Annotated in this window: 13 protein-coding genes; 8 read left to right on the forward strand and 5 right to left on the reverse strand. The window is 52.7% G+C overall.

The features are described from left to right. Positions 1-172: 172 nt before the first annotated feature. On the forward strand, positions 173-2,554 hold the full coding sequence (locus J7619_RS30460; protein ID WP_291208176.1) for an ABC transporter permease: 2,382 nt from the start codon (positions 173-175) through the stop codon (positions 2,552-2,554). Positions 2,555-2,571: 17 nt separating this feature from the next. Here J7619_RS30460 and J7619_RS30465 read toward each other — a convergent pair whose 3' ends face one another. Beyond that, complete coding sequence (locus J7619_RS30465) at positions 2,572-4,152, reverse strand: Na+/H+ antiporter (protein WP_291208178.1); 1,581 nt, start codon at positions 4,150-4,152, stop codon at positions 2,572-2,574. Positions 4,153-4,304: 152 nt separating this feature from the next. On the opposite strand from J7619_RS30465, the gene J7619_RS30470 reads away from it, so the two are divergent. From J7619_RS30470 to J7619_RS30485, 4 genes are read left to right on the forward strand one after another with little or no spacing between them, the layout of a single operon-like run. Further along, positions 4,305-5,255, forward strand: a complete 951-nt coding sequence (locus J7619_RS30470; RefSeq protein WP_291208180.1) for a tyrosine-protein phosphatase — start codon at positions 4,305-4,307, stop codon at positions 5,253-5,255. A gap of 55 nt (positions 5,256-5,310) precedes the next feature. Further along, positions 5,311-6,405: a PCMD domain-containing protein gene (locus J7619_RS30475; RefSeq protein ID WP_291208182.1), complete on the forward strand. Its 1,095-nt coding sequence runs from the start codon at positions 5,311-5,313 to the stop codon at positions 6,403-6,405. A gap of 18 nt (positions 6,406-6,423) precedes the next feature. Beyond that, complete coding sequence (locus J7619_RS30480; protein WP_291208184.1) at positions 6,424-7,167, forward strand: porin family protein; 744 nt, start codon at positions 6,424-6,426, stop codon at positions 7,165-7,167. A gap of 17 nt (positions 7,168-7,184) precedes the next feature. Further along, on the forward strand, positions 7,185-9,047 hold the full coding sequence (locus tag J7619_RS30485) for a hypothetical protein (protein ID WP_291208186.1): 1,863 nt from the start codon (positions 7,185-7,187) through the stop codon (positions 9,045-9,047). Positions 9,048-9,082: 35 nt separating this feature from the next. Here the strand turns inward: J7619_RS30485 and ppsA are convergent, their stop codons facing one another. From ppsA to J7619_RS30505, 4 genes are all read right to left on the reverse strand, one after another. Then, the gene (ppsA, locus tag J7619_RS30490) at positions 9,083-11,683 is read right to left on the reverse strand and encodes a phosphoenolpyruvate synthase (protein WP_291208188.1); all 2,601 of its coding nucleotides are present in this window, start codon (positions 11,681-11,683) and stop codon (positions 9,083-9,085) included. 3 nt (positions 11,684-11,686) lie between these two features. After that, a complete protein-coding gene (locus J7619_RS30495) occupies positions 11,687-12,148 on the reverse strand; it encodes a MarR family winged helix-turn-helix transcriptional regulator (RefSeq protein ID WP_291208190.1) in 462 nt (153 codons plus the stop codon). A 150-nt stretch (positions 12,149-12,298) separates the two neighbouring features. After that, positions 12,299-17,584, reverse strand: coding sequence for a S8 family serine peptidase (locus J7619_RS30500; RefSeq protein WP_291208192.1), 5,286 nt, complete (start codon positions 17,582-17,584; stop codon positions 12,299-12,301). An 82-nt stretch (positions 17,585-17,666) separates the two neighbouring features. Continuing rightward, on the reverse strand, positions 17,667-20,075 hold the full coding sequence (locus J7619_RS30505; RefSeq protein ID WP_291208194.1) for an ABC transporter permease: 2,409 nt from the start codon (positions 20,073-20,075) through the stop codon (positions 17,667-17,669). A 496-nt stretch (positions 20,076-20,571) separates the two neighbouring features. Between J7619_RS30505 and J7619_RS30510 the strand changes: the two genes are divergently transcribed. The 3 genes from J7619_RS30510 to J7619_RS30520 are packed head-to-tail and all read left to right on the forward strand — an operon-like array spanning position 20,572 to position 25,730. Continuing rightward, entirely contained in the window at positions 20,572-21,249 is a 678-nt protein-coding gene (locus J7619_RS30510) for an RNA polymerase sigma-70 factor (RefSeq protein WP_291208196.1), read from the forward strand. Positions 21,250-21,294: 45 nt separating this feature from the next. After that, entirely contained in the window at positions 21,295-22,332 is a 1,038-nt protein-coding gene (locus J7619_RS30515; RefSeq protein WP_291208198.1) for a FecR family protein, read from the forward strand. A gap of 20 nt (positions 22,333-22,352) precedes the next feature. Then, positions 22,353-25,730 (forward strand): TonB-dependent receptor, encoded by a 3,378-nt coding sequence (locus J7619_RS30520; RefSeq protein WP_291208200.1) that lies wholly within the window; start codon positions 22,353-22,355, stop codon positions 25,728-25,730. Positions 25,731-25,749: the final 19 nt, after the last annotated feature.

The following is a 25,749-nucleotide window of genomic DNA, read 5'->3' on the forward strand; positions in this document are numbered from 1 at the left end:
CAGGCTGTCGGCTGTCGGCTGTCGGCTGTCGGCTGTCGGCTGTCGGCGAACATCGCCACTTACAAAACGTTCATTTTCGAACATAAAAATCAATATAATTCATTGTAAAACAACAATTTAAATCACTGGAATAAATTTTGCACGGGCCACTCCGAACCCAATCCGGACTCCGATGCTTAAAAACTACCTCAAACTGGCTTTTCGTAACCTGGTTAAAGACAAATTTTACAGCCTGATCAACATTCTCGGCCTTACCATTGGCGTTACCTGCGGCATGCTGCTGTTCCTGTATGTGGTGGATGAGCTTAGCTATGACCGTTACCACGAAAAAGCTTCCCGGATATACCGGATCGTATCTTACATCCGCGAACCGGACAAGGTCAACAAATGGGTGAGCACCCAACCACCGCTCGTCAAAACCCTGAAACAGGATTATCCGTTCGTGGAGAACTACGTGCGCTTTTTTCCCAATGGCCGGATGGCATTCCGCCAAGGGGAGCGCCGGTTTTACGAGGAAGATATTTACGCAGCCGACTCCACCGTCTTCGACGTTTTCACTTACCAGTTTGTAGAAGGCAACGCCAGGGCATTGCAGCAGCCGGGCAGCGTCGTGCTCACCCGGCGCGTCGCAGAACGCTTTTTCGGCAAATCTCCCGCCCTGGGCCAGATATTGCAAACCAACGACAGTACTTCCTACAAAGTCACAGGCGTGATTGAAGACGTGCCGAAAAATTCGCACTTCACATTCAATGCATTGGTGTCGCTGGACCAGAACCAACGCAATGCCGACGGATGGGGCGGGTTTTATATCAACAGCTATTTATTGCTATCCAAAAACGCCGACCTGAAAAAACTGGAAGCAGGTTTCCCCGGTCTTTACGACAAATACATGTCGGGCATTTTCAAGCGCATGGGCATTCACATTACCTACCAGATGCAGCCGCTCACGAGCATCCACCTGCATTCCAAATTCGATGGGGAGGCCAATGGGGACATTGGTTATGTGTACACGTTCAGTGCGGTCGCGTTCTTTATGCTGTTGATCGCAAGCATCAATTACATGAACCTCGCCACCGCGCAGTCGGCCCGGCGGGCGAAGGAAGTGGGTTTGCGGAAAGTAATGGGCTCGCTCAAAGGCGCTCTCATCCGCCAGTTCCTCACCGAATCCATCCTGATTACGCTCATATCTCTGGTGGCGAGCCTCATTTTGGTGGCACTGTTGTTACCATTTTTCAATAATGTTTCTGGGAAAGCAATCAGCTATATGCAATTGCTAAGCCCCCAGTTTGTCCTTATCGGCCTCGCAGTCGTCGTATTTACCGGGTTGGTCAGTGGCAGTTACCCGGCATTCTACCTGTCGTCGTTCGAGCCTGCCAGTGTGTTGAAAGGAACGTTCAAGGCGCGAGGGGGCGGCTTTTTCAGGAAAGCACTGGTAGTCACTCAGTTTTCGATCTCGCTGATCATGCTTATCTGTACCTGGATCGTCTACCAGCAGCTGAATTACATGCGGAACAAGGACATGGGCTACGACCGGGAACAGGTACTCACGATTGACTACCAGGACAATCAACCCAAAGACAAATACAATGCATTCAGAAAGGAACTGCTCGATAACCCGAATATCCGGAGCGTGGCATCCGCGTCGGCGCCGGTAAGTAATATCGGAGGCAGGATCATTTTCACGGTCGAATCCAATACCGGAATGAAGGAAATGGGTTTCAAACCAACGGCGATCGACCATGATTATCTCAAAACAATGGGCATGAAACTCGTCGCTGGCCGGAATTTTTCGGACGAACTACCCGCCGATACGGCCAACAGCGTGCTGGTCAATGAAGCTGCCGTAAAACGGATGAACTGGAAAGAACCGATCGGCAAGAAGATTATCCTCGGTACGGTTCCGGCCGATGGCAAAAATCCACCGCCTACCACCCAGGTAGCGGGCGTGGTGCGGGATTTTCACCAACAATCGTTGTATAACCCCATTGAGCCGATGATCATGGTGTACCGCCGGGCCAATGGCGTCATACACATTAAAATCAAGACCGAAAACACGGCCCAAACCCTGGAATACATCGGTAAAAAATGGCAGGAGACCTACCCCGACAAGCTATTCGAATACCGTTTCCTTGACCAGGATTTCGAGAATGCCTACCACGCCGACGAATTGCGTGGAAAAATCTGCACCGCATTTTCCGGCCTCACCATCCTGATTGCATGCCTGGGGCTGTTTGGCCTGGCGACATTCACGACCGAGCAGCGTGTGAAAGAAATCGGTGTACGGAAAGTATTGGGCGGGTCGGTTTCCAGTGTCGTGCTGCTGTTGTCCAGAGATTTCACAAGGCTTGTACTGTTCTCCTTCCCGATCGCCATACCGGTGGCTTACTTTGCGATGAACCGCTGGTTGCAGAGTTTTCCTTACAAGGCGGATATGAGCATCTGGATCTTTATCGCGTCCTGCGTGGCCACGCTGCTGATCTGCTGGCTGACGGTCATTTATCAATCCCTGAAAGCCGCGTTGGCCAATCCGGTCCAATCGCTGCGTTCGGAATGATGCATACGAGAGCCGGGTCATTGCATTTTTAAGCGCTCTTCTTCGAGGTCGATCAGGAAAAGCTGTTCCCGGATGATTTCCTCGTCCATGGCAGGGTCCTTATTGGCCTCGACGATGTATTCGCGCTGACTTTCGAGCATTTCCAGAAAGATTAGTTTGGTTTTGTGGTTCATCCAGTCGTCGTCGGAGGCTCTGAGCTTTTCTTCCCAATGCTGCAAAAGCTTTCGCATGCCGTCGTGGCCATCGAAATCCCTTTCATACTTGCTCCGCAGAAATACGTAGGTGTGCTCGCGCAGGCCTTGTTTCAGGCGCTTCCGCATGTCCTCGGGCGACTCGGTGTTCAGCCGTTCGAAAATGTTGGCCCGCCGGATCATATAAGGCAATGTGAGGCCCTGTACCAGCAAGGTGAGCAGGATCACCACAAAAGTGATGAAGAGGATCAGATTCCGGTAAGGGAATTCGGTGCCGCTATCGAGCATGACTGGTATCGACAGCGCCGCGGCCAGTGATACCACGCCACGCATGCCTGTCCAGCCCAGAAATACCGGAATAAGCCACTGCCTTCGCCGGGAACCCGCGCGGGGTACCACGGCAGGCCGGAAGATCATCGTGGCGATCATCGCCGCATAAGAGCTGATCAACCTCGCCACCACCAGCACAACGGTTACCAACACGCCATAACCGATTGCCGTCTGCAATGGCATACCTTTCAATCTTAGCCCTTCCACTATTTCGGGAAGTTCGAGGCCAATCAGCAGAAACACGATGCCGTTCAGGATAAATACGAAACTTTCCCAAACGCTGTAACCGCGGATACGGCTGGAACTGCTCAGAAATTGCAAACGACGGTTGGCCATAAACAGCCCTCCGCTTACCACCGCCAGCACGCCCGAGCTATGAAGCTGTTCGGCAATCCAGTAGAGAAAATAGGGTTCTATCAGTGTAAAAGCTATGTCCGAAGGTGCGTCGGTGGGTAAGCGCCGGTGCGCTTGTACGAAAACCCAGCCCAGCGCCAGCCCGATACCCACGCCGCCAATCACCATCCAGAAAAAACTCAGCGTCGCATCCTGCCACACAAATTGCCCCGAAGCTACCGCCAGCAATGCGAAACGGAAGATAATGAGCGAGGAAGCGTCGTTCAGCAGGCTCTCCCCTTCCAGGATAGCGGAAGTCGAGGTCGGGATCTTCACAAACCGCGTGATGGCACCGATACTGACCGCGTCCGGAGGAGATACAATGCCGCCCAGCAGGAAGCCTAACGCTAGTGTAAAACCCGGAATGAAATGGCTGGTAACAATGGCAACAGACAATGCAGTAAAGAAAACCACCAGAAAAGCAAAACTGCTGATAATCCGCCACCATTTCTTCATCTCCTTGAAAGAGATCGTCCACGTAGCTTCAAAGAGCAGCGGTGGAAGCATAATAAAAAAAATCAGGTCGGGGTCGATTTTCACTACCGGCAGCCCGGGTACAAGGCTCGTCAGCAACCCCGCGACGACCAGTAATATCGGGTAAGCAATCCGCAGCTTACTGGCCAGCATACAGAGCAGAACTACTGCCGCGACCATCGCCAGCAAAAAAGGTAAAATACTATGCATGAAAATCAGCGTTTCTTGATCATGCAAAATAGAAAAACACACCGAATCCGGCGGTCTTTCTAAACCTAATTTCCGGGTATTCTGTTGCTGATTTTACAAGGGCATCTCGCAGAAAGCAAAAATGCAGGGCCCATTTACATCAACAAATTGGAATGAATACCTGTCCATACAGCAATACCTTCGGCAAAATGCCCCGATTCCGGGCCTGGTGGTTTTACGCAACACTCGGTAGTTTAATGTTTTCCTGCAAAGTCAGTGTACCCGCGGAACATGACGGGAAAGCGGCCTACCACGACCTTCTCGTGCATGGCGGTGATTCGGCAACGGTAGCACATCGCTATGTGGGTCTGGAAAACACCGTCAATTTCAGGGACCTTGGCGGTTTAAGGACCAGGGATGGCAAGACCGTTCGAAAGGGGATGATTTATCGCTCCGACAATCTCTCGAAACTCGAAACAGGCCAATTCGGACAATTCAACGACCTGCGGATTGCCAGCGTGTACGACCTCCGTACCGATCACGAAATCAAAGGAAAAGAAGACCATTTACCTGCCCAGGTGCGCTACCTGCATACACCGGTTGTGGAAGACAATGCCGGAGAAATCAAGGGGTTGAAAAAACGCGTGCTCAACGGGAAGATCACCGAACAGGAAGCGAAAGACATGACCGCCAAATTCTACGCCGACGCGGTAACCGTCCATGTGGGCGCGGTGAAGGCGATCCTGAACGGCATTACTTCTTCGGAGCAACCGGTACTTTACCATTGTTCGGCGGGAAAAGACCGGACCGGCATTGTCTCAGCCCTGATTTTGTCCATCTTGAATGTGGACCGGCAGGTGATCGTCGACGACTACATGTTATCCAACTACTACCGCCGCAACCGGGCCGAAAAAACGCTGGGGAAGGCAAAGCTCGGGCGCGTTATCAAGCCGAAACTGAATATGGACGCTATCGAGATCCTTTCGACCGTCGACGAAAGCTTCATTAATGCTACATTCAATGCCATCGACAGTACTTACGGCGGGATCGGGCCGTTCATCGAAAACCAGCTTGGAATCGATCAGGCGGCCCGGCTGAAATTGATCGCCAAGTTTACCGAATGATCGATACGAGCGGTGATAAAATTCACGCTGGCAAAAAAATTGTTTAGTATTGCGTATGAAAAGTACCGTACTATTGGCCATACTGGGAATATTACTGACCGCATCGGGGTGTATCAAACCGGAAGCGGAAAACATGGAGGCTGATATCCTGGTAATGACATTGCCGGATTCCGTACTGATATCCCCGCCATCCATTACCAATACCAGCGTTACCGCGTTTGTCAATTTCTCCAAGCTTAATATCAAAGCCGTAGCGCCGCAGTTCACCATCACAGAGGGCGCCAGCATACAACCGGCTTCGGGTACCCCTCAGGATTTTTCCAAACCCGTAACCTACACAGTTACCTCCCAGGATGGGCATTGGCAGAAACAATACCGGGTCAGCTTGCTGCAAAACCTGGCGCCGGACAACTTCATGTTTGAAAACTGGACGGTCAATCCCGACGGCAACTATTACGTCCCGTACGAACTCGTCGAAGGCGAGCACCAGAATATCTGGGCATCGGGTAACAGCGGCTTTTCGCTGATTGCACCGGAAAAACAGCCGGAAGCCTACCCTACCCAACGCAGTAGCGATGCCAAACAGGGGCAATATGCCGCGTATCTTGAAACCAAATCAACCGGTGCGCTGGGTGCACTGGTAGGCATGCCCATTGCACCGGGCAATCTCTTTCTGGGCAGCTTCGACGCTGCGAAAGCGTTGACAGCCCCGCTGGAAGCAACCGTTTTTGGCGTTCCGTTCAATAAGAAACCGCTGCGGCTCACTGGTTGGTACAAGTACATTTCAGGTGGACCGGTCACGGATAAAACGGGCAAGCCCATCACCCCGGAGCAGCAGGACGTTTGCGACATTTATGCAGTGCTTTTCAAGGCGAGTCCTGAAAAACCGTTTCTCAACGGTGCCAATATCCTCACCGATCCCACTGTGGTGGCGATTGCCCAGCTGGCCTCCGGCGCGCCCACATCCGGCAGCGGCTACCAGGCATTCAACCTGCTGTTCAGCTACAAATTGGAAATCAACGCGGACGACCTGGCCGCATTTGCCTATAAAATTGCCATCGTGTTTTCTTCCAGCAAAAATGGCGCGGTCTTTGAAGGAGCCGTCGGCAGCAAGTTATATATCGACGACGTGCAGATCGTTACGCAATAATATTTCAAAACCATCCCGATGAAACGTCTCCATTTGCTGCTCCTTTTACTGGCTATTGCGTTCGAAACCACCGCTCAGAACGGAAAAAAAATTTCGTTCAATGCCAGGGCGGGATTTTCGGTCGGGGCCGTCACACCGGTGCGCATGCCCGAGTCGATCCGGAAAATAGAATCTTACGATCCGGGATTGCTGCCAAGCCTGGAAGTGGGGCTGGACTACCGGTTTACCGAAAAGCTGGGGGTAGCAACCGCCCTGCGGTTTGAGCAAAAAGGAATGACTACCGACGCGCGTGTAAAAGCTTACTATACCACTTTCAACGAAGCCGGCAGCGAAGGGAATCAGTCGGTGACGGGCTATTTCACGGGACGGGTCACCACGAAAATCAAAAACAGTTACCTGACGCTTCCGCTGCATTTGACCTACCATCCCGACAACGATTTCAGCTTCAAGGCAGGCGGATTTCTATCGGTGTTGCTCGACGCCCGCTTCTCGGGTCACGCACGCGACGGGTACATACGTCACGAAACGCCCATAGGCGAACGCGAGAATATCGACGCCGCCTCATATGATTTCGCATATAATGTCAGGCGGTTCAATGCCGGTGTCGAAATCGGTGCCGATTATCATTTCAGCCGTCACGTTTTTGCTTCTGCAAACCTGAACTACGCATTGTCGCCGCTGATGGATCCGGAATTCCATAGCATCGCTTTCGGCATGCACAATATTTACCTTAACCTCGGAATCGGATACCGGTTTCACTGAACGCTATTAAAACCCCTATGAAATCACATTTTTTGCCCGGGCTGTTGCTCACAGCCATTTTGTATTCCTGCGCAGGCAGCAAACCCGGTCCCGCTTCCGGCTCCAAAGCAGTAGAAGTTGGGATTGACCTCGTCCATGTCGATGCCGATCGCGTGCGCGTAACCGTCACGCCCCCCGCGCAGACAGGCGAGGTGGCTACGTATAATTTTCCCAAGATTATCCCCGGCACCTACGCCATTGCCGATTACGGCCGGTATGTGCAGGATATCCAGGCTTTCGATAAAAAAGGCAAGGCACTGCGCGTAACCCGCACCGATTCGAACACAGTTACCATTTCACCCTCCAGGAAGCTCGCCCGCATTTCCTACCTGGTGGGCGACACTTTCGATACGGAAGTGGAAAGCGACCCTTTTGGCGAGAACAATAAAACCATTTTTTCTCCCGCTGGGACCAATATCGAGGCGGGAAAGCACTTTCTGCTGAATATGGCGGGGTTCGTAGGCTACTTCTCCGGACAAACCGAAACTCCGTACCGGATCACCGTTTCACACCCCGAGACGCTCTACGGCACCACAGCGCTTGTGGATACCGACAATGATACCCGCAAGGACGTGTTCCAGATCCCGCGTTACCCGGATGTAATCGATAACCCTGTGATGTACGCCGCGCCGGATACTTTCTCCTTCAAGGTAGACGGCATGGAGGTGCTGCTGGGCATTTACTCACAGCGCGGCAACATTCACGCCTCGGCATTGAAACCCGACCTGGAAAAGATGATGCGCGCGCAGAAAAAGTTTCTGGGCAAAATCAACGATACGCCTAAATACGCGGTGCTCACCTACGTGTCGTCCGGTGCGGCCAACGACGCCAAGGGCATCGGCGCATTGGAACACAATGCCTCCACAACGGCGGTTTTCAGGGAGCCGATGAAAAGTAAGGACCTGATCCACGTGATCAGCCATGAGTTCTTCCATACCATCGCGCCGCTGAAAGTGCATTCGAAGGAAATCCATTATTTCGATTTCAATGCGCCTAAAATGAGCCAGCATTTATGGTTCTATGAGGGGGTTACCGAGTATTTTTCCAACCTTTTCCAGGTAAATCAGGGACTTATCGGGCCGGATGCATTTTATGATTTAATGGCCAAAAAGGTGGAGCAATCGCAGTCCTATTCCGACAGCCTTTCTTTCACCGAAATGAGCCGGAATATCCTCGATCCGAAGCTGAAACCCCAGTACCCGAACGTTTACGAAAAGGGCGCGCTCATCGCCATGTGCCTCGACATTGTGATCCGTGAGCAAACTCAGGGCCAGCGTGGCCTGCTGTGGCTCATGGGTGAATTGTCTCAAAAATACGGCCCTCAAAAGCCCTTCGACGACACCGAACTGATTCCGGTCATTACGCAGATAGCCGGTCCCGAAGCGGGCGCCTTCCTGGACAAACACGTAGTCATGGGAGAACCGATCCGCTATGAAGATTTCCTCGGCAAAGTAGGTCTCAAAAAGCAGACGATCCCCTTCCCCGAACCGATCGTTTTCCTGCGCAACGACGTCATTTACATCAAACCGGATGCCTCGCGTACGCACGTACTCGCGCACGCGCCCGACAACCAGAACGAGTTTTACAAAAGCCTGGGCATACAGGATGACGACGTATTCGTGGAGTTCAACGGAATACCGGTCGACCCGAAAAACCTGATGGCACTCGTTTACCTCGGTTACGACCTCGACGAAGGCAGTCCGATCACCGTAAAGGTGAACCGGAACGGTCAGGACATGGAGCTGAAAGGTACGGTCAAACTCAATTACAAAGACGGCGACGGCTTCCGTTTCGGCGACGATTCGAAAAAAGCTTTGAATGAAGCCTGGCTGAAAAACTAGGCCAGGCTTGCATTCAGCCGTGTGTGCACGTGGCGTTACAGGAGCTCGATGTATCCTTCCGTCCCGTGCACACGTATTTTTTGCCCGTCTTTGATCAGCCGGGTCGCATCTTCCACACCCACCACCGCCGGTAACCCGTACTCCCGGGCGATCACTGCTCCGTGGGTCATCAGCCCGCCCACTTCCGTCACCAGCCCTTTGATAGCCACAAACAACGGCGTCCAGCTCGGGTCCGTAAAAGTAGTTACCAGAATATCGCCGGGTTCCAGATTGGCGTCTTCCATTTTCCGTATCACCCGCGCCCGCCCCTCGATCGTCCCCGCCGACACGCCCAGGCCTACAATAGCGCCCGCTGGCAGGTTTTCATGGCTATGCCGGCCTGTCACTACTTCCCCATCGGAGGTCATTACGCGCGGCGGAGTAAGCTTCTCGAATTGCTGGTATGCCTCTTTTCGCTGGTTAATGATCCGGTAATCTGCCTGCTGCGAAACGATCACTTCGCGTATTTCTTCGAATTCGAGATAGTAAATATCTTCTTTCTCCCGGAGCACGCGGGCATTCACGAGCCTGGCGGCTTCTTCCATCAGGGCCTTTTTATAAATGAAATACCTGTTTACAATGGCATACTTGGGATACTCGCGGTAACCGGCCAGGCTACGCAGCAGTCCGATCATCCGCTTCGTCTCTTCCGCCTTTTGTTCTCCGTCGGGCAATTCCCACAGCCTGCTCAGCAATTCCGCTTCTTTCCGGGCGGCTTCCTGTTGTCCCTGCATGAATTTCCGTTGGCCGGCACCCGGTTCCTGGTTTTTGATATTACTCAGGATCAGCGGAATGAGAATCGCGGGCTTTTCACTCCAACGCGTCCTGGTGATATCGATCTCGCCGGCACAACGCATCCCGTACTTGGACAAAAATGTATGGATAGCGCTCACAGCTTCCTTACCACCATGCCATGCAAGCATCCCGTCCATAAAATTATCTGCATCCGTATCCCGCAGATAGGCAACTACCTCCGGATACGGCCTGATAGCGTCGGCCACATCCAGCAATGCCAGCCCCATTTCGGAGGTTACATTATGCGGCACCGATTGCGAAAGCGTATCGGCGACATTTTTCTCGCCCAGCCATTCACTCATTTTGTCATTGAGCCAAAGCGCGGCATTCATCGCCGTCACGATCACCCCGAAACTCTGCGGATCGGCCTGGCTCTTGCGTTGCTGAAAATCGTCAAGAATAAAATCGATCAGTTCCGTCCCCGATTTCGCGCGGATATTTTCAGTTAATGCCGCAATAGCTGCTTCGCTGCGGCCGATCAGTTCCTGTACAATGGAAGGATCGTAGCTATGGAGCGCAAAAAAATCGTGTGGCGGCGGCCCCTGCGCCGGTTGACTAGCGGAGGGTTCAGCCGTTTCGACATCCAGGAAATCCCCCCGTTCCAGAATTTCCGTCACCGCCTTTCGCACCAGCGGGTCGGATTTACCAAGCACATCGAGCACTACCCTTCTTCCGGCAGGCGAAACCAGGTCCTGCGTGACGTCTACAAAAATTCTTCCGCCGGCTAGCGCCATTTTCCGGGGCGACGTCAGCTGCCAGACCGACAGCCCCAGCGGCTTCATCGCGTCGGTCATCATTTGCTGGTGGCCTACCGACACGTAAAGATGGTTTTTCCCGTCGTTGGCTTCCGGGATGGGGTACAATGTTGTAATCGGCCGGCTTTGCACGATGTAAAATGCGCCATCGGCCAGGCACCATTCGATATCCTGCGGGCTGCCGAAATGCGCTTCTATTCGCCTGCCGATCTGTTCCAGCTGCAAAATCTGGTCGTCGGCAAGCGTCTGAAGCTCTTGCTGCGCCCGTCCGAGCTCCTGCTCACGCGTTCCACCCGCCTCCGAGGCGTAAATCGCTATCTTTTTGGCGGCAACTTTCTTTTCAATGATCTCTCCGCCCCGTACTTTATAAATATCTGCATTCACAAGGCCGGACACCAGCGCTTCGCCGAGCCCGAAACTCGCATCAATGGAAACCACCTTCCGGCTTGAATTCACCGGATCGGCCGTGAACATAATGCCCGAAGCCTCTGGGAAAACCATTCGTTGAACCACCACCGCCAGGCTCACTTTTCGGTGATCGAAACCATTCTGTATCCGGTAAGCAATCGCCCGGTCGGTAAACAGTGACGCCCAGCATTTGCTCACGTGCTGCAAAATGGCATCGCTTCCGACGATATTGAGATAGGTATCCTGCTGCCCGGCAAACGACGCATTCGGCAAGTCCTCCGCCGTCGCGCTCGACCGCACGGCATAGGCATCCCCTTCGCCAAGCTTTGTGAGGTGATGAAGGACCTCCTCCCTGACATTCCCCGGGATTGTTGCCGCTTCGATCTCACCGCGGATTTCGCGTCCCAGCGCCATAATTGACTGGGTATCCCCGACCTTTACATTGGCCAGCCTTTCCAGCAGGCTGCCGATTTCCGCACCGCTGATCACCTCGCTAAATGCGTCGGTCGTAATGCAAAAACCATCCGGCACTTGAATATCGCCGATCCGAGCGAGCTCGCCCAGGTTAGCGCCCTTCCCTCCCGCTACCGCGATCTGCGTTTTATCAATCTCTTCAAAACCAAGAATGTAAGCCCCCATAGTTCACTGCTGTTTAGTATTGAATTTACTGGTCGTGTCATTCATCACTTCAATCGCCTTCGAGAAGTAGCTTTCTATAACCTTCAATTCCGCCTCTGAAAAAGAAGCGATCAGCTCACCCGACCGCTGCCGGAACTCCTTATACAACGGCTCGAAAACCGCCATGACCTTTTCATTATTCGCCTCGACGATCACCTTCCGCCGGTCGCCCTCGCCAAACCGCCTCCTCACCAGGTCTTTCTGTTCAAACCGGTCGATCAGGCCCGTTACGGCGCCCGTGGTAAGGCCGGTCAGCTGCGAAAGCTCACCGGCTGTCATCTGCCCTTTCTGCATGATGAAACCCAGGTACTTGTGATCGGTCCCGGACAGCCCGGCCTGCCGGCCGATGGCTTCGTGCATCTGGATGGAGTCGAATGCGTATTGCTGGCTCAGCTTTCGCACCCGTTCAGTCAGTTCCTGGCTCATATTTATCTTTGTTTCTAAATATCTTAGTTACAAAGATATTTTATTTTAAAGGGTTCGTCAAATGCTGAGGGAAATTATTTTTCTTCCCAAAACCAAAAATCCCCGCCAGCGCTCGCCAGCAGGGATTTGATATCTGGTAACTACTGATTTTTATTTCCTGATGATTTTAAAAATCCGTTCGCGATCTTCCGAAACGACTTTCAGCAAATAAACGCCAGGCACCGTCGCCTGCGTGGAAAGGTCTATTTCCTTTTGCTGCGCACGTCCGTCGGCCACTGCTTTGTCTGTAAAAACAACCCGCCCGCCGACATCGGAAACATTGAAATGCAGCACCTTTCCGGCTTTTTCCTCAAATTCCACGAAAATCCGCTTCTCCGCCGGGTTAGGAAATACCTTCCACAACTTTTCGCCTTCGAAATTGACGGCGCGGACGCTGGAATACGCAAAGCTCCCATCCGTATCGACCATTTTCAGGCGGTAGTAACTCGTACGCTCCGCCAAGGGCGCATTATCCGTAAATGCATACCGTGAACTTCCGCCCAGCCCAGGCACCTCGCCGATTTTTGTAAACCTGTTTCCCAAAAGCCCCTCCCGATCCTTCGCCACCTCGACCTCGAAATGACTGAACGCCTCCTCGCGGGCCGTTTGCCATTCTACCAGGACCGTTTGTTTGTTCTCGGCATCCGTGCGGGGTTTGACTGTGAAGGTGGCGAGGGTGACCGGCATTGGGTCGCCAAGCCCCAGAAATCCCTTCGCCAGCCAGAATTCGGAGAAGGATTTGGTTTGAAATTCTGCGTAGTAGCCGTTCCAGTAAGGCACAAGCCTTACCTCCGATTTGGGAAAATAACCCCAGATTTTACCCGCATTATTGACCAAATCGCCGTCCTCGTTGATCCCTGAGTACTTGGTAACAGTCATTTCATAGGCCGAAGCGGGTTTGGAAACACCAGGCTTTTCCGGTGCATTCACAAGCCGCTCGACGTCTGATTCCAAGAAATAAAACCGTACGCCGACAGGCTTGGGAAAACTCGGTTGTGACGCACCAAATTTGTAGCTCCTGCCCATATAATATTGCCCATTCCGGTCTCCGACTTCGTCATTTTTCAGATAGGTCATCAAAGAGAGATCGCCTAGTTCCTGGCCATTAGGTTGTATGGACGCCACCATCGACCCGAATTGCGTAAAATCCACCCAATTACTGCCCTGAACACTTTGTCGGACTATCGGCAGCGGGGACGATTCATTAGTTATTTCGCCAGGCATTTCATAAATGTGGATGTTGTCAATCGCCATTCCTTCTGTATTTTTCAAAGAGATGCCTTTTATTGCAATGCGCAACCGTTTAAGCGAATAGCCGGAAATTTGAATCGACGCGCTACGCCAGCGACTTTGGCCTTGCAAATCCCCCCATTCAATTCCATACAAATTGAACCAAACACCTTTAGTGAACTCATACTCTATGGACGGCATTTCGCAACCGGCTCCACATGCCTCCTTGTCAATAAAAAAACTAAAACTCAGCCGAACCGAACCTATCCTGCTGAGATCTATACAAGGCGAATACAAATAAGCACTGTCGCTTTGGTAGGTCCCTGTGAGGTTTGTTTTCCAGGCATTCTCTCCACTCGCGGCGCCTTTCACTTTGGCGGAATTCGGCCGCCCAAACTGCCAGGCGGAATTCGGGCCGAGCGTCTGCCAACCACCCGGCCCTTCCTCGAAATCTTCCAGATAGGGAAAGGTCGCTATCACCGGCGGGGTGGTAATTATTGTTCGCCTGGAATCATTAGCCGCATTGACGTCAAAACCGTAGTTAAGAAGGGCCTTTACCACATGATCACCTTCCACATATAAATTAGAATAGGCGTTAAACCTGTAAAGAGTGTCAGACCCGGCCCTTACAACGGGAATGGTTTCCCTGGCCGCTTCCTGACCGTCAACCGTTACCAGTAATGGTACATTGAATATATCTTCATCCCCATTATTCTTCACCAGTACAGAGAGGTTCTGCGAACCATAGCTGCAAGTGGACAGCTCCGGCGCGGACAGTTCTATCATTTCAACATCGCTATGGGCTGTGTACAATCTTACATCATCAATTATATACGTTCCTCGACCCCAGCCCAGCTCCCATTTCACCTGAAAACTGGACGAAAGTTCCTGCGAATTGTTTTTCAACAGTTCACTTACCTGGATCGTAAAAAGCGTGAAATCCTTGTCGACAGGCCCATACTGATATTGATGATAAGAGGTCGCAAGAACCCAGGGATCACTATCTTTCCCTCGCACATATACCCCACCGCTGTTAACATTTTGGCGGAGCCGGAACGAAAGGCGTATTTCCTGGCTCTGCGTCTTGTACTCTGCCAGGTTGTAGGTGCCGCAAACCGACGACTCGTAGCCCCTGTAATTCCCGTTATCGCCATCAATTATCAGTGCTTTTTCGCCGGAATAGGCGGCTCCTGGGTCACCGTAAGTCGTTAATCTCCCTATTTTTTGCTCAGTAGTAAAATCATAGGCAGGTGCATTCATCAATCCCATCCTGTCGGCACGCAGAAGCTGTGGCGGCAACGACTCAAAACCTTCCGTGTAGGGCAAAGTAATCGGAAGATTGGGAAGCTGGACGAGTTGAATGGATTTTTGATTATTCACCTGCATTATATCGCCTTGCATGTTTACGAAAACATTCACCTGATAGTCGCCGGCAGCGTAAAAATCAACAGTTTTATTAAATGTATGCTCCAAAAAACCCAGAGCAGGAATACCGGAGGTAATCGTTTCCCAGTGAACAGCAGCGCCCGGTCCGCCGGTCGAGTATCCTACTTCAAATGACCGCGTTACCGGTTGATCGTCGAAATTTTGGATACGGATCGTAATGGCTTGCGTCGCCGAGAGACTGGTGGAAGTAAACATCCTGCCCGATCCCTTTGGTGAGACAATGGATTCCACACCCACGTCATTGTTCGAAATAGCACCCTCGCAAGTGCCACTGTCCGGTTTTCGTTTAACCGCAATCGCTCTTCGGCCGGGTGTGCCGTTCAAGCGCGGTAGAACTGAGAAATAATACGTCGTATCGCGTGAAAGCCCGGTGAATGTATAATTCAGCCCTGTCGTAACGCCGACAGATGTCATTTCGGCATCCTGCAACCGCATTACCTCGTAATCTGTGGCACCTGTGACCGCGGTCCATTGCACCGCCGCGTAACCTTCACATTGAATCGGAGCCAGGGTAACCACCGGCAACCCCATGATCGAAAACGTTCCACTTTCTTTAACAATACCCGTCTCGTTCTGAACAAGCCTGATTTTGGCAGTCGCGGTAAACGCATTCGGCACCGTCCATCGCAGCTGATTGGTTCCAGCAGGCACCGACGCGTTAATCACAGCCCAGGTAGCCCCATTGTTCAGGGAATAGGATACGGCAAATGTGCTCTGGGGATTTCCATAGCTGTCCCAGCAAACATTGACCACGTCTCCCCCGGCGAGATGCTCCGAGCCTGCCGGATAAGTGAGTACGACGGATTTCTCAATAATATCGTACACCAGAAAATACTCCTGTGGGCCGGACGGGACGTTGGTCCCTTTTATTTTGAGGGTGTAGATACCGGCAGCAGGGCTATCAAGCATTACCTGCTCCGCATTGTTGATAAGGTCGACACCCGCAACCGCGGCGGTCTGGGGTGATGCAGGGTCGGGCACGAGCGGAAGCAGATCGGAACCGACAGGTGGTGCCACTGTCAGATCCAGATTGTTCACGATTGCTTTCGAGCCCGCCACCGCAGTTCCGGCAGTATCGTTCCAGTAGAGCATCACCTTCACCAGCGCCGCACCTGCGGGAATGGAAATCTGAAACTCGGCTTCTCCCTCGTGGGCCAGCGTTCCATTAAAGTAACGCCCCTTTTCGAGCATCGTAACGGAGCGAAGCAGATTCATAGCTCCGAAGCCATAGCTGAAATCCGGGCCTCGCAGACCTTTGTCCGAAGCGCCATTACAAAGCAGCGCTTTTATCAGCGCACTCTTCGGATTCTGCTGGTCATGAAGTTGCCGGTACCGCTGATACAGTAGCGCCGCCCCACCGGTTACAGCGGGGGCCGCCATACTTGTTCCGGTGGCATCGTCGTATTTATCATTGGGTAAAGTTGAAAAAATGTCAGTCCCCGGTGCTACCAGTTCAGGCTTCATTCGGCCGTCTTGTGCAGGCCCTTTACTTGAATAAGGAGATACTAACCCATTTTGGGCGATTTGTCCCACGGTGATTACGTTCTTGGCTGAGGCATAATGGCCCTGAACGTTACCAAATCCGGCCGGATATACTTCGCAGGGTGCGTACTGGCCACTATTTCCGGCAGCAAAAACATGCTGGACATGAATAAGGTCGTTTGCCTGTTTGTCGAGCACATTGGAATGAAAAGTATAGGCCCCGTAACCCTCGCAATTTCCTCCGCCATCACTGGCATAGGAGTTATTTGTCAATACCATTCCAAACTCCTGGAACAAACTGGAAGCCCGCCGCCATATCTCATCGTTCGAGCGTTTGACGATCATTGCTTTGGGGGCATATCCTTTATATTTCTCATTAATGATTCCTGCCCCGGCCACTGTCCCCGTCACGTGTACCCCGTGCCAGTCGCCCATTACAGGGATATAACTAACGATGCGGCCGCTCATGTCGCCATGTTCAGTCGGATTTCCATTATCCCCGATACCAATCGCTATCCCCTCCCCATCCAGTTTAACCCCGGAAGGCAACCCCGTCGCCAGCATGTTCGCCCTGCTACCAGCGGTACTTTTGTCATTCAGAGGCACAGTGGGCGCCGCTACCGGTTCAATATACTCCACCCACGGCAAGGCCGCGAGCTGTTCCAGCCGGTTCGTATCCAGCCGAACTTCGAGCACCTGGTACCGGCTCAGGGTTTCGGAAATGATTTCGAAATTATGCTTTTGAAGATCCTGCCTGACATCCGATAATGCGATAGAACGCGGGTAGCTGACGGAAACATCCACTTTACCGGGCACTTTCAGGGTGTGTGCAGGAAGCGTCGGGGCGGTTAATACCGCATGAATTTTCTGGTCGGGCGTGAGTTCGATAATGGCCCGGGCATTGGCTGAAACGAGCAATGCGGCATCCGGCGCCTGGCGGATCACCGCGGTGTATGCATTGTCGGGAACATACGCCAGCAGCTCGATGCCCGCATTTTTCAACTGCGCGACGGCCTGTTCCTCGGGTATGTTGTTGAATTGGATAATGACCAGCTTCCCGATTGCGGGAAATGCTTTTTCGCGGAGTATCGCACCGGCTGCCGCACCCGACAAATTAGCCGGAGGCGAAAACGTCCCGTTTCTCAAATACAGCTTGTAATCAGCATTTTTCTGGGCAAAAAGGGCGTGACCGTACAGCCATACGACGATCAGCCAGAACAGGTGGCGAAATTTGAGCAAACACATACAGAAAGAGGAGACGCAAAGAGTTATGTTCCTTCAAATCTAAATAATCTTTTTGTCTACTCTCTGTTACAAAAATTTATTCCGCCCGCAACGACACTACCGGATTCGTCAACGCCGCCCGGATACTTTGAAAACTGATCGTACACAACGTAATTACCATTGCGCCGAGGCCGGTGGCAGCGAAAATCCACCAGGAAGGCTCGATACGATAAGTGTATTTTTCCAGCCAGTGACCCAACAGGTAATACGCCACGGGCGAGGCCAGGCCAAATGCGATCGTGACAAGCATAATGAACTCGTTCGAGAGCAGTTTCCAGACATTGAAGACCGAAGCACCCAGCACTTTCCGCACGCCGATTTCACGGGTGCGCTGTTCGGCGATGAAGGACGACAAACCGAATAGGCCAAGACAGGAGATCAGAATAGCCAGGACGGCAAAGAAATAGGCCAGCTTGCCGACACGTTCCTCGGCGGCGAATTTCAACGCATAATCTTCATCGGCAAACTGATATTCGAATGGGGCGAGCGGGATCACTTTTTTGAATACGGACTCAATGCGGGGCAGCGCCTCGCTGACGCTCATGCCGGGATTGATCCGGATATGCATCCAGTTGGGGCCGCCGTGCGCTTTGATCATAAATATCGTCGGGGTGATGGGTTCGTACGGTGATTCCATGACCACATCTTTAATCACCCCGAGGATGCGGTAATGCATCACGGGCATGTCCTGGAATTTCCAGCTCACCGGCTCTCCTACCGGATTTTTGAGCCCCATATATTTCGCCGCTGCTTCATTAATGACAATACCCGATGAATCGGAGGCCAGTGTCCCGGAAAAGTCCCTGCCCTGCACAAACTGCCAGCCAACGGTGCGGCCATATTCGGAACTGACCATCAGCGTACCGAAACTCTCATCGGCCGCCGGGCTCTTGCCTCGCCATTCGAACCCGTCGTTACCGGACCACACTTCCGTCACTTTTCCCATCGATTCGGCAATGTCGGTTACGGCTCCCGTGCTCCGCAGTTCATTTTTGAGTATTTCGTGCTTGCCATAAAAGTCCCCCGACTTCATTTCCACCATCAGCAGCCCCTCCCTCGTGTACCCGGCCGGCCGGTTTTTAGCAAACTGGATCTGGCGGAACACGATAATCGTACCGATCACCAGCGTGACAGAAACAGTGAACTGCACGACTACAAGTACTTTACGCGGAACCGACGCGAAACGTCCGGCTCGAAATGTCCCCTTCAGAACTTTTACAGGCTGGAACGACGACAGGTACAATGCAGGGTAACCTCCCGCGAGCATACCCGTGAGGGCAATGAAGCCCAGGCTCACCGCCCAGAAACCGCCATTCGTCCAGGGGATCGACATTTGTTTGGCTGCCAGCTCGTTGAACCAGGGTAATGCCAGCGAAACAGCCCCAAGCGCAAAAAGGAATGCGAGTATTACGACGACAAACGACTCACTGAAAAACTGGTTGATCAGCTGCCTTCTCACCGATCCGATTGACTTGCGGATACCGACCTCTTTCGCCCGTTTTTCAGAACGTGCAGTGGAAAGGTTCATAAAATTGATACAGGCAAGCAACAGTACGAATGCCCCGATGATGCTGATCAGCCACACCATTTGCAGCGGGCCTACATCCGGTTGTCCCCGTTTGAAATTATGCAAATGCCAGTCGCGCATCGGCAGCAGAAATACTTCCGGTCTATTTTTGGCCTCGGCGGGAAATCCCGCGAGGTTTTTCATTTCGGCATTCCTGATATCCGCAGAGAGCTGTTCAAAATCAGTTTCCGGACGAAGCTCGACGTAAATTTTCATAAAATGATTCTGCCAGTCGGTCATGGCCCGCTCCCTGATCCACGGATTATCGAGCTCCCAAAGCGCAAAAGGGGCCAGAAACTTCATCTGGTTGAACTGTGTGTTTTGTGGGAGATCTTCGTAGACGCCTGTCACCGTTACGTCGAGTTTGTTACTTATTTTCAGGGCACGGTTCACAGGGTCTACGTTGCCAAACAATGCAAGCGCAGTCGATTGCGAAAGCATGACCGAATACGGATCGCGCAGTCCGGCGCGGGTGCCGTACACCATTTTTAAGGTAAGCATCTCGGGTGCGTCCGGTTCCAGGAAAAGCCCCGAACGTGAAATTTTGTTTTCTCCTGCCGACAGTACGCACCCCGCGTCCCAGGAACCACCCACTATATGTTTGAAATACTCCTTATAGTGATTTTTCAGCTCGGTCATGAGCGGATATTGTACGGACGAATTAATCCCCACCCCATGCTCTCCGAACTCCCGCGAGCGTACCTGCGCGATGCGTGCGTAGTTCTCATGATAGGTGTTGAACGAAAGCTCATCATAAACCCAGAGACCGATGAGCATGGCCACCGCCATACCGGCAGCCAGTCCACCGATATTAATGAAGGAATACACGCGGTTTCTGGCCAACTGGCGAAACGCGATTTTCAAATAGTTACGTAACATAGTCCGAAACAGTTTAGGGGGAAAGGATGGTCAGGAATAGTCAGGTGTGGTCAGGAATAGTCAAGCGTTGCTAGGTGTGGTCAGGTGTGGTCAGGCGTGGTCAGGAATAGTCAGGTATTGTCAGGTGTGGTCTGGTCGGGAATTCTTGCATTACTCAAAAATCAGGCCTGGATTACAACCTTTGCCTGTTATGGCCCTAAGGCTTTTTTTTGATCTTACTCGTCAAAAAACCGTCCAGATTCGGACATCACACGTACGCGCGCGAACGACTAGTCATAGTATCTCCCAATTCCCCGCACTATCCTTGACTACCCCTGACCACACCTGACCACCAATGACTATCCCTGACCACACCTGGCCCACCATACCCCCCTACGCATTTGCCGACCGCCCCGAAAGACGCAAAAAGTCCCAAAAAAAATAAAAATTTCACAAAACAAACGAGGGTAGCGCGGGTACAAAACACTCTTATGAATAACCTACTTATGTGATTTGTATGAGCCAGAAGTATTCCGTAGAAAATAAAACTGATGCGGGCGAGCCCACCGGGCCTGTATCCGATTTTCCGGCTATCAGGAAACAACCTGCGGACTTTGTCGATTCTGAATTATTTATCAAACAGGCATTTATCACGGATCCGGGTCGGGGGTACGAGTTGCTTTTCAAACGATATTACAAGCAATTATGCAGCCACGCCGTACGGTTTGTGTATGCACGCGATGTCGCGGAGGATATTGTAGTGGAGGTTTTCAGCCAGTTCTGGTCAAAGCAGTTGCACACGGCCGTCACGACTTCGTACCGGTCCTACCTGTTCACCACGGTGCGGCATGCGGCATTTCATCATATGCGTAAAAATTTTGGCAAGGAAACCGTAACGGAAGAGCTGGCCGAACTGCCGCTTGCTACCCCGGCCAGCTCGCCCCAGCAGGAGCTGCAATTCCAGGAGCTGGTACTGAAAATCGAGCAGGTGATCCGGTCGCTATCGCCCCAAAATCAGAAGGTGTTCCTAATGAGCCGTTTTGAAGGGAAACGCAACACGACCATCGCCGAAGAGCTGGGGATTTCGGTCAAAACCGTCGAGGGGCACATTACCAAGGGGCTGTCGATCCTGCGGAAAGCATTGCAGGACCACGGGCTGCTCTCATTGATCCAGATTTTACTCCTATTCGTCTGACGGCCTAACGCCCTCGGATATATGTCATCCTGAATTTAACAAAGCATGAAGAAATCACTTCTCTCCAAACAGGTCATCCAGAACTTCTTCGAAGGGAAAACCACACGGATGCAGAACATCCTGATCGAAGAATGGCTGGAAAACCCCGCCAACCGCGAGCGCTATTTTCAATGGCTGGATGAATGGGAAACCGAAAACCCGCAGTTCACCCCGGATGTGGAGCAGGCCTACCAACGTTCATTGGATACCGTTCAAAACAAAACGGACCTTCCCAGCCCCAACTACGCGGCTCCCGACACAGTAGCAAGGGCAAATCAGGGCGCGCTGGTGGGACGGCTTTTTGTAATCAAATGGGTCGCCGCGGCTTCCATTGCACTCATCGCGGGCGCCTATCTGCTGTCCGACTTCTGGTTTTACAAACAATATGAAACCGGCTATGGCGAGATCAGGACGGTGGTACTGCCCGACAGCAGCCGGGTGACGCTCAATGCCAACTCCGTGCTGAGTGTCCCGCGTTTCGGATTCGGCACGCGCGAGGTGAAGTTGAAAGGAGAGGCGGAATTTGCCGTGAAACACACCGTCGACCACAGCAAGTTCATAGTCCGGACACCCGACAAGCTGGAAGTCAAAGTACTAGGGACCGAATTCATCGTATACAGCCGCGAGCGTGGCTCCAAAGTGGTACTAAGTCAGGGAAGTGTGCAACTCCGTTCGCTGAAAGAGCTGAATCCCAGACCGATGCTGATGAAACCCGGCGACGTGGCCACTATGTCGATGCAAGGTACGCTCACCCTCAAACACAGCGAAAGCCTCTCGACGCACCAGGCCTGGAAACAGCGTTTGTTCATGTTCGAGAACACGCCGGTTTCGGAAATCGCCTACCAGATCAGCGAGCATTTCGGTGTGAACGTGGTGGTGGCCGACTCCACACTGGCCCGGCGGACGATCGGCGGCACATTCAATGCAAGCGATCCGGCGAATGTACTCAAAGTCCTTTCCGACGTCCTGAACGCACGCGTAACGCACTCACCTCCGGGTGACGACCGGGCCGAGACCTTTGTGCTCGACACGAACCATCTGTAATTCCTTAATCATCCATAATCATGACGAAACTATTACACGTTAAAGTTCTGGTAACCTTAATGGTGGGATGCCTGTTGGATGGCGCCCCGATTAAAGCCCAGCTCATGGCCCAGAACCGCCCACCCAAAAGCAATCCGGTACCCACGATCATTCCCGGCAGCCGGATCGCGCTGCGGGATGCGCTGATGCAGGTTAAAAAACAGTACAAAGTCGATATCCTTTTTGAAGAAAAACTGCTTGAAGGGCAATTCGTATCACCAGCGCAGGTCCAGGCAGGGCAAACGATCGAGCATAAGCTCAACAATATCTTGCCGGCAGGACTCCGCTACAAGAAGGTCAGCAAACAAACTTACCTTATCCTGACGACCGCCGACGAAAGTAAAACTGGCGCACAGCAGATCGAGCCGATTACCCCGGAAGAAGCTACGCCGGCCACCCGGCAAACATTCGCTATGTCGCTCCAAAACAATTCTTCCCTTTTGGAATTAACCCAAAAAACGGCCGACAGGACGGTATCCGGTGTCGTGAAAGGAGATGGCGGCGAGTTGCTGCCCGGTGTGAGTGTGCTCATCAAAGGCACCACCCGCGGAAGCACCACCGATGCCAACGGTAAATACAGCATCGCCGTCAGCGACGACCCCAAGGCAGACGTGACGCTGGTATTCTCCTATGTCGGCTATCAGAACCAGGAAGTGATCGCGGGCAGTCGTTCCACCATTGATATTACCCTGGCCCCCGACTTGAAAAGCCTCGAAGAAGTGGTGGTAGTAGGTTACGGAACGCAAAAGCGCGAGCAGATCACCAGCGCCGTTGCGAGCGTCAAGTCCGAGGATTTCGTGAAAGGGCCGGTGCAGGATGCGGCCCAGCTCATTCGCGGGAAGGTCGCCGGGTTGAGCGTCATCACGCCCAGCGGCGACCCTACTGCCGTCGCGCAGATCACATTACGGGGGAATGCGACCATCAATGCGAGCTCGGACCCGCTCGTGCTGATCGACGGTGTCCCGGGAGGGCTGAACACCGTGGCGCCGGAGGATATTGAATCCATCGACGTGCTGAAAGACGGCTCCGCGGCAGCTATCTACGGCACACGCGGCACCAACGGGGTGATTCTCATCACTACCCGGAAAGTGAAAGGCGAAACCCCTGCGACGCTCGAAGTAAACTCCTACTTCACTACCCAAAGGCTCACCCGCAAGCTCGATTTCATGGATGTAAACCAGTACCGCGCTTTGGCAGCCCAGGGCAAACCCGGCGCGATCGACTACGGCCAGAGCACCGATTGGCTGGGCCAGGTAACCCAAAAGCCATTATCTCAAGTACATAACATCAGCCTCCGCGGCGGCTCCCGCACCACCAACTACATCGTCAGCATGGAATACCGCCGGCTGAACGGCATCATGAAAAAATCGGACAATACGACGGTGTTCCCGCGCATCGAGGTCAACCATTCGATGTTCAACGGATTGCTGAAAATCAATGCGAACCTGAGCGGTTACCAGCAGAAGTACTACTCCGTCGATGGCGGCTCGTATTCCGGCCTGGTCTACCGCAACGCACTCACTTTCAACCCGACCGAGCCATTGAAGGACGCGAACGGTAAATGGACAGAGCGCACCGACAAAACGGATTACATGAACCCGGTCGCGCTGATCGAGGAAACGAACGGACTGAACCGCAACAACAACCTTCGCACGTACGGCACGATTTCGCTCGCGCCGATTGAAGGACTGGAAATCAAGGCATTGCTTGCGCGGGATATGTTCAACAGCACACGGGGTTATTACGAAACCAAAAACCATTATTCCACCAGCCGCAACGGCCGCAACGGCTTCGCGTCGCGCGGCACTACACGTACGCAGGACGACCTGTTTGAGCTTACGGCCAACTATAACAAAACCCTTCACGACCACAACTTCGTGATCCTTGCCGGCCACACCTGGCGGCGGTACAATACCGAAAATTACTGGATGCAGAACTGGGATTTCCCGACAGACAATTTTTCCTACAACAACATCAACGCTGGGCTCGCATTACGTCGCGGACAGGCGCCGGAGTTGTCGGAGCAGTCGGAGAACAAGCTCATCAGCTACTTTTTCAGGGTCAATTACAGTTTCATGAACAGATACCTGCTCTCGGCCAGTATCCGTCATGAAGGCTCCTCGCGCTTCGGGGCCAACCACAAATGGGGAAGTTTCCCGGCATTTTCGCTAGGCTGGAACTTGAAAAAGGAAGCATTTCTGGAAAATTCCAACACGATCTCCAACCTGAAATTACGGGGTGGGTACGGCGTAACCGGTACGGAACCAGGCAGCTCTTACATTTCCTTGAATAAAATCAATTTCAATACCAATGTCCTCATCAACGGGCAGTGGGTACAAGCCATTAACCCATCGAACAACGCCAACCCCGACCTCCGCTGGGAACGTAAGGAGGAAGTGAATATCGGTATCGACTACGGTTTCCTGAACGAGCGCCTCTCCGGCTCGATCGATCTCTACCGCCGCACTACCCGCGACCTGATCGCCAACTTCCCCGTGCCTAACCCGCCCTATTTGTACAGCACCATCACGGCCAACGCGGCTTCCATGGAAAATAAAGGGGTGGAAATTCAGGTGAATGCGATCCCGCTCCAAACCGCCGCTTTCCGATGGACCACCTCCGTCAACTTCTCGACCAACGCGAACAAAATCCTTTCCCTGTCGGATGACAAGTTTGCATTAGCCAGCGGCTACTTCGATACCGGCAATACCGGCGAGCCTATTCAGCAAACTACCCACCGCGTGCAGGTAGGCCAACCGCTGGGTAATTTCTGGGGCTTCAAAACCATCGACATCGACGAAACCGGCCACTGGATCATCGAAGGCAAAAACGGCGAGCCGAAGCCCATCGCCCAGCAGCAGGCAGACGACAAACAGATTATCGGCAATGGCTTGCCCAAGCGTTATCTCAACTGGAATAACACATTGACCTACAAAAACTTCGACCTGAATATCACCATGCGCGGCGCATTCGGCTTCCAGATCCTGAACATGACCGAGATGTTCTGGAGTGCACCGGTGATGCTCACCCGCGGTAACCTGCGCTCCAACGCGTACGACCCGATCTACAGCAAACGCCCGCTCGCCGACGACCAGTCGCTGAACTACGTGAGCTACTACATCGAAAACGGTAACTATTGGAAAATCGACAACATCACGGCGGGCTACGACCTCCGGCTGAAGAACAAATACCTCCGCCACGCCCGCATTTACCTGGCCGTAGCCAACCTCTACACGATCACTGGCTACAAGGGCATTGACCCGGAAGTGGGTATCAGCGGGATGTCGCCGGGCATCGACGACAAGAACCGCTATCCTGCCACGACCAGTTTCACCGCAGGTGCCATGCTGACATTCTAGTTTTTATTCCAATTTCCAA

The sequence above is a fragment of the Dyadobacter sp. genome (assembly GCF_017744695.1).
GTDB lineage: Bacteria > Bacteroidota > Bacteroidia > Cytophagales > Spirosomataceae > Dyadobacter.

What these genes read in the sequence shown, in the direction of transcription:
- J7619_RS30460 (WP_291208176.1), top strand. Translation starts at nt 173, where the DNA reads ATGCTTAAAAACTACCTCAAACTGGCTTTTCGTAACCTGGTTAAAGAC.
- J7619_RS30465 (WP_291208178.1), bottom strand. Translation starts at nt 4,152, where the DNA reads ATGCATAGTATTTTACCTTTTTTGCTGGCGATGGTCGCGGCAGTAGTT.
- J7619_RS30470 (WP_291208180.1), top strand. Translation starts at nt 4,305, where the DNA reads ATGAATACCTGTCCATACAGCAATACCTTCGGCAAAATGCCCCGATTC.
- J7619_RS30475 (WP_291208182.1), top strand. Translation starts at nt 5,311, where the DNA reads ATGAAAAGTACCGTACTATTGGCCATACTGGGAATATTACTGACCGCA.
- J7619_RS30480 (WP_291208184.1), top strand. Translation starts at nt 6,424, where the DNA reads ATGAAACGTCTCCATTTGCTGCTCCTTTTACTGGCTATTGCGTTCGAA.
- J7619_RS30485 (WP_291208186.1), top strand. Translation starts at nt 7,185, where the DNA reads ATGAAATCACATTTTTTGCCCGGGCTGTTGCTCACAGCCATTTTGTAT.
- ppsA (WP_291208188.1), bottom strand. Translation starts at nt 11,683, where the DNA reads ATGGGGGCTTACATTCTTGGTTTTGAAGAGATTGATAAAACGCAGATC.
- J7619_RS30495 (WP_291208190.1), bottom strand. Translation starts at nt 12,148, where the DNA reads ATGAGCCAGGAACTGACTGAACGGGTGCGAAAGCTGAGCCAGCAATAC.
- J7619_RS30505 (WP_291208194.1), bottom strand. Translation starts at nt 20,075, where the DNA reads ATGTTACGTAACTATTTGAAAATCGCGTTTCGCCAGTTGGCCAGAAAC.
- J7619_RS30510 (WP_291208196.1), top strand. Translation starts at nt 20,572, where the DNA reads ATGAGCCAGAAGTATTCCGTAGAAAATAAAACTGATGCGGGCGAGCCC.
- J7619_RS30515 (WP_291208198.1), top strand. Translation starts at nt 21,295, where the DNA reads ATGAAGAAATCACTTCTCTCCAAACAGGTCATCCAGAACTTCTTCGAA.
- J7619_RS30520 (WP_291208200.1), top strand. Translation starts at nt 22,353, where the DNA reads ATGACGAAACTATTACACGTTAAAGTTCTGGTAACCTTAATGGTGGGA.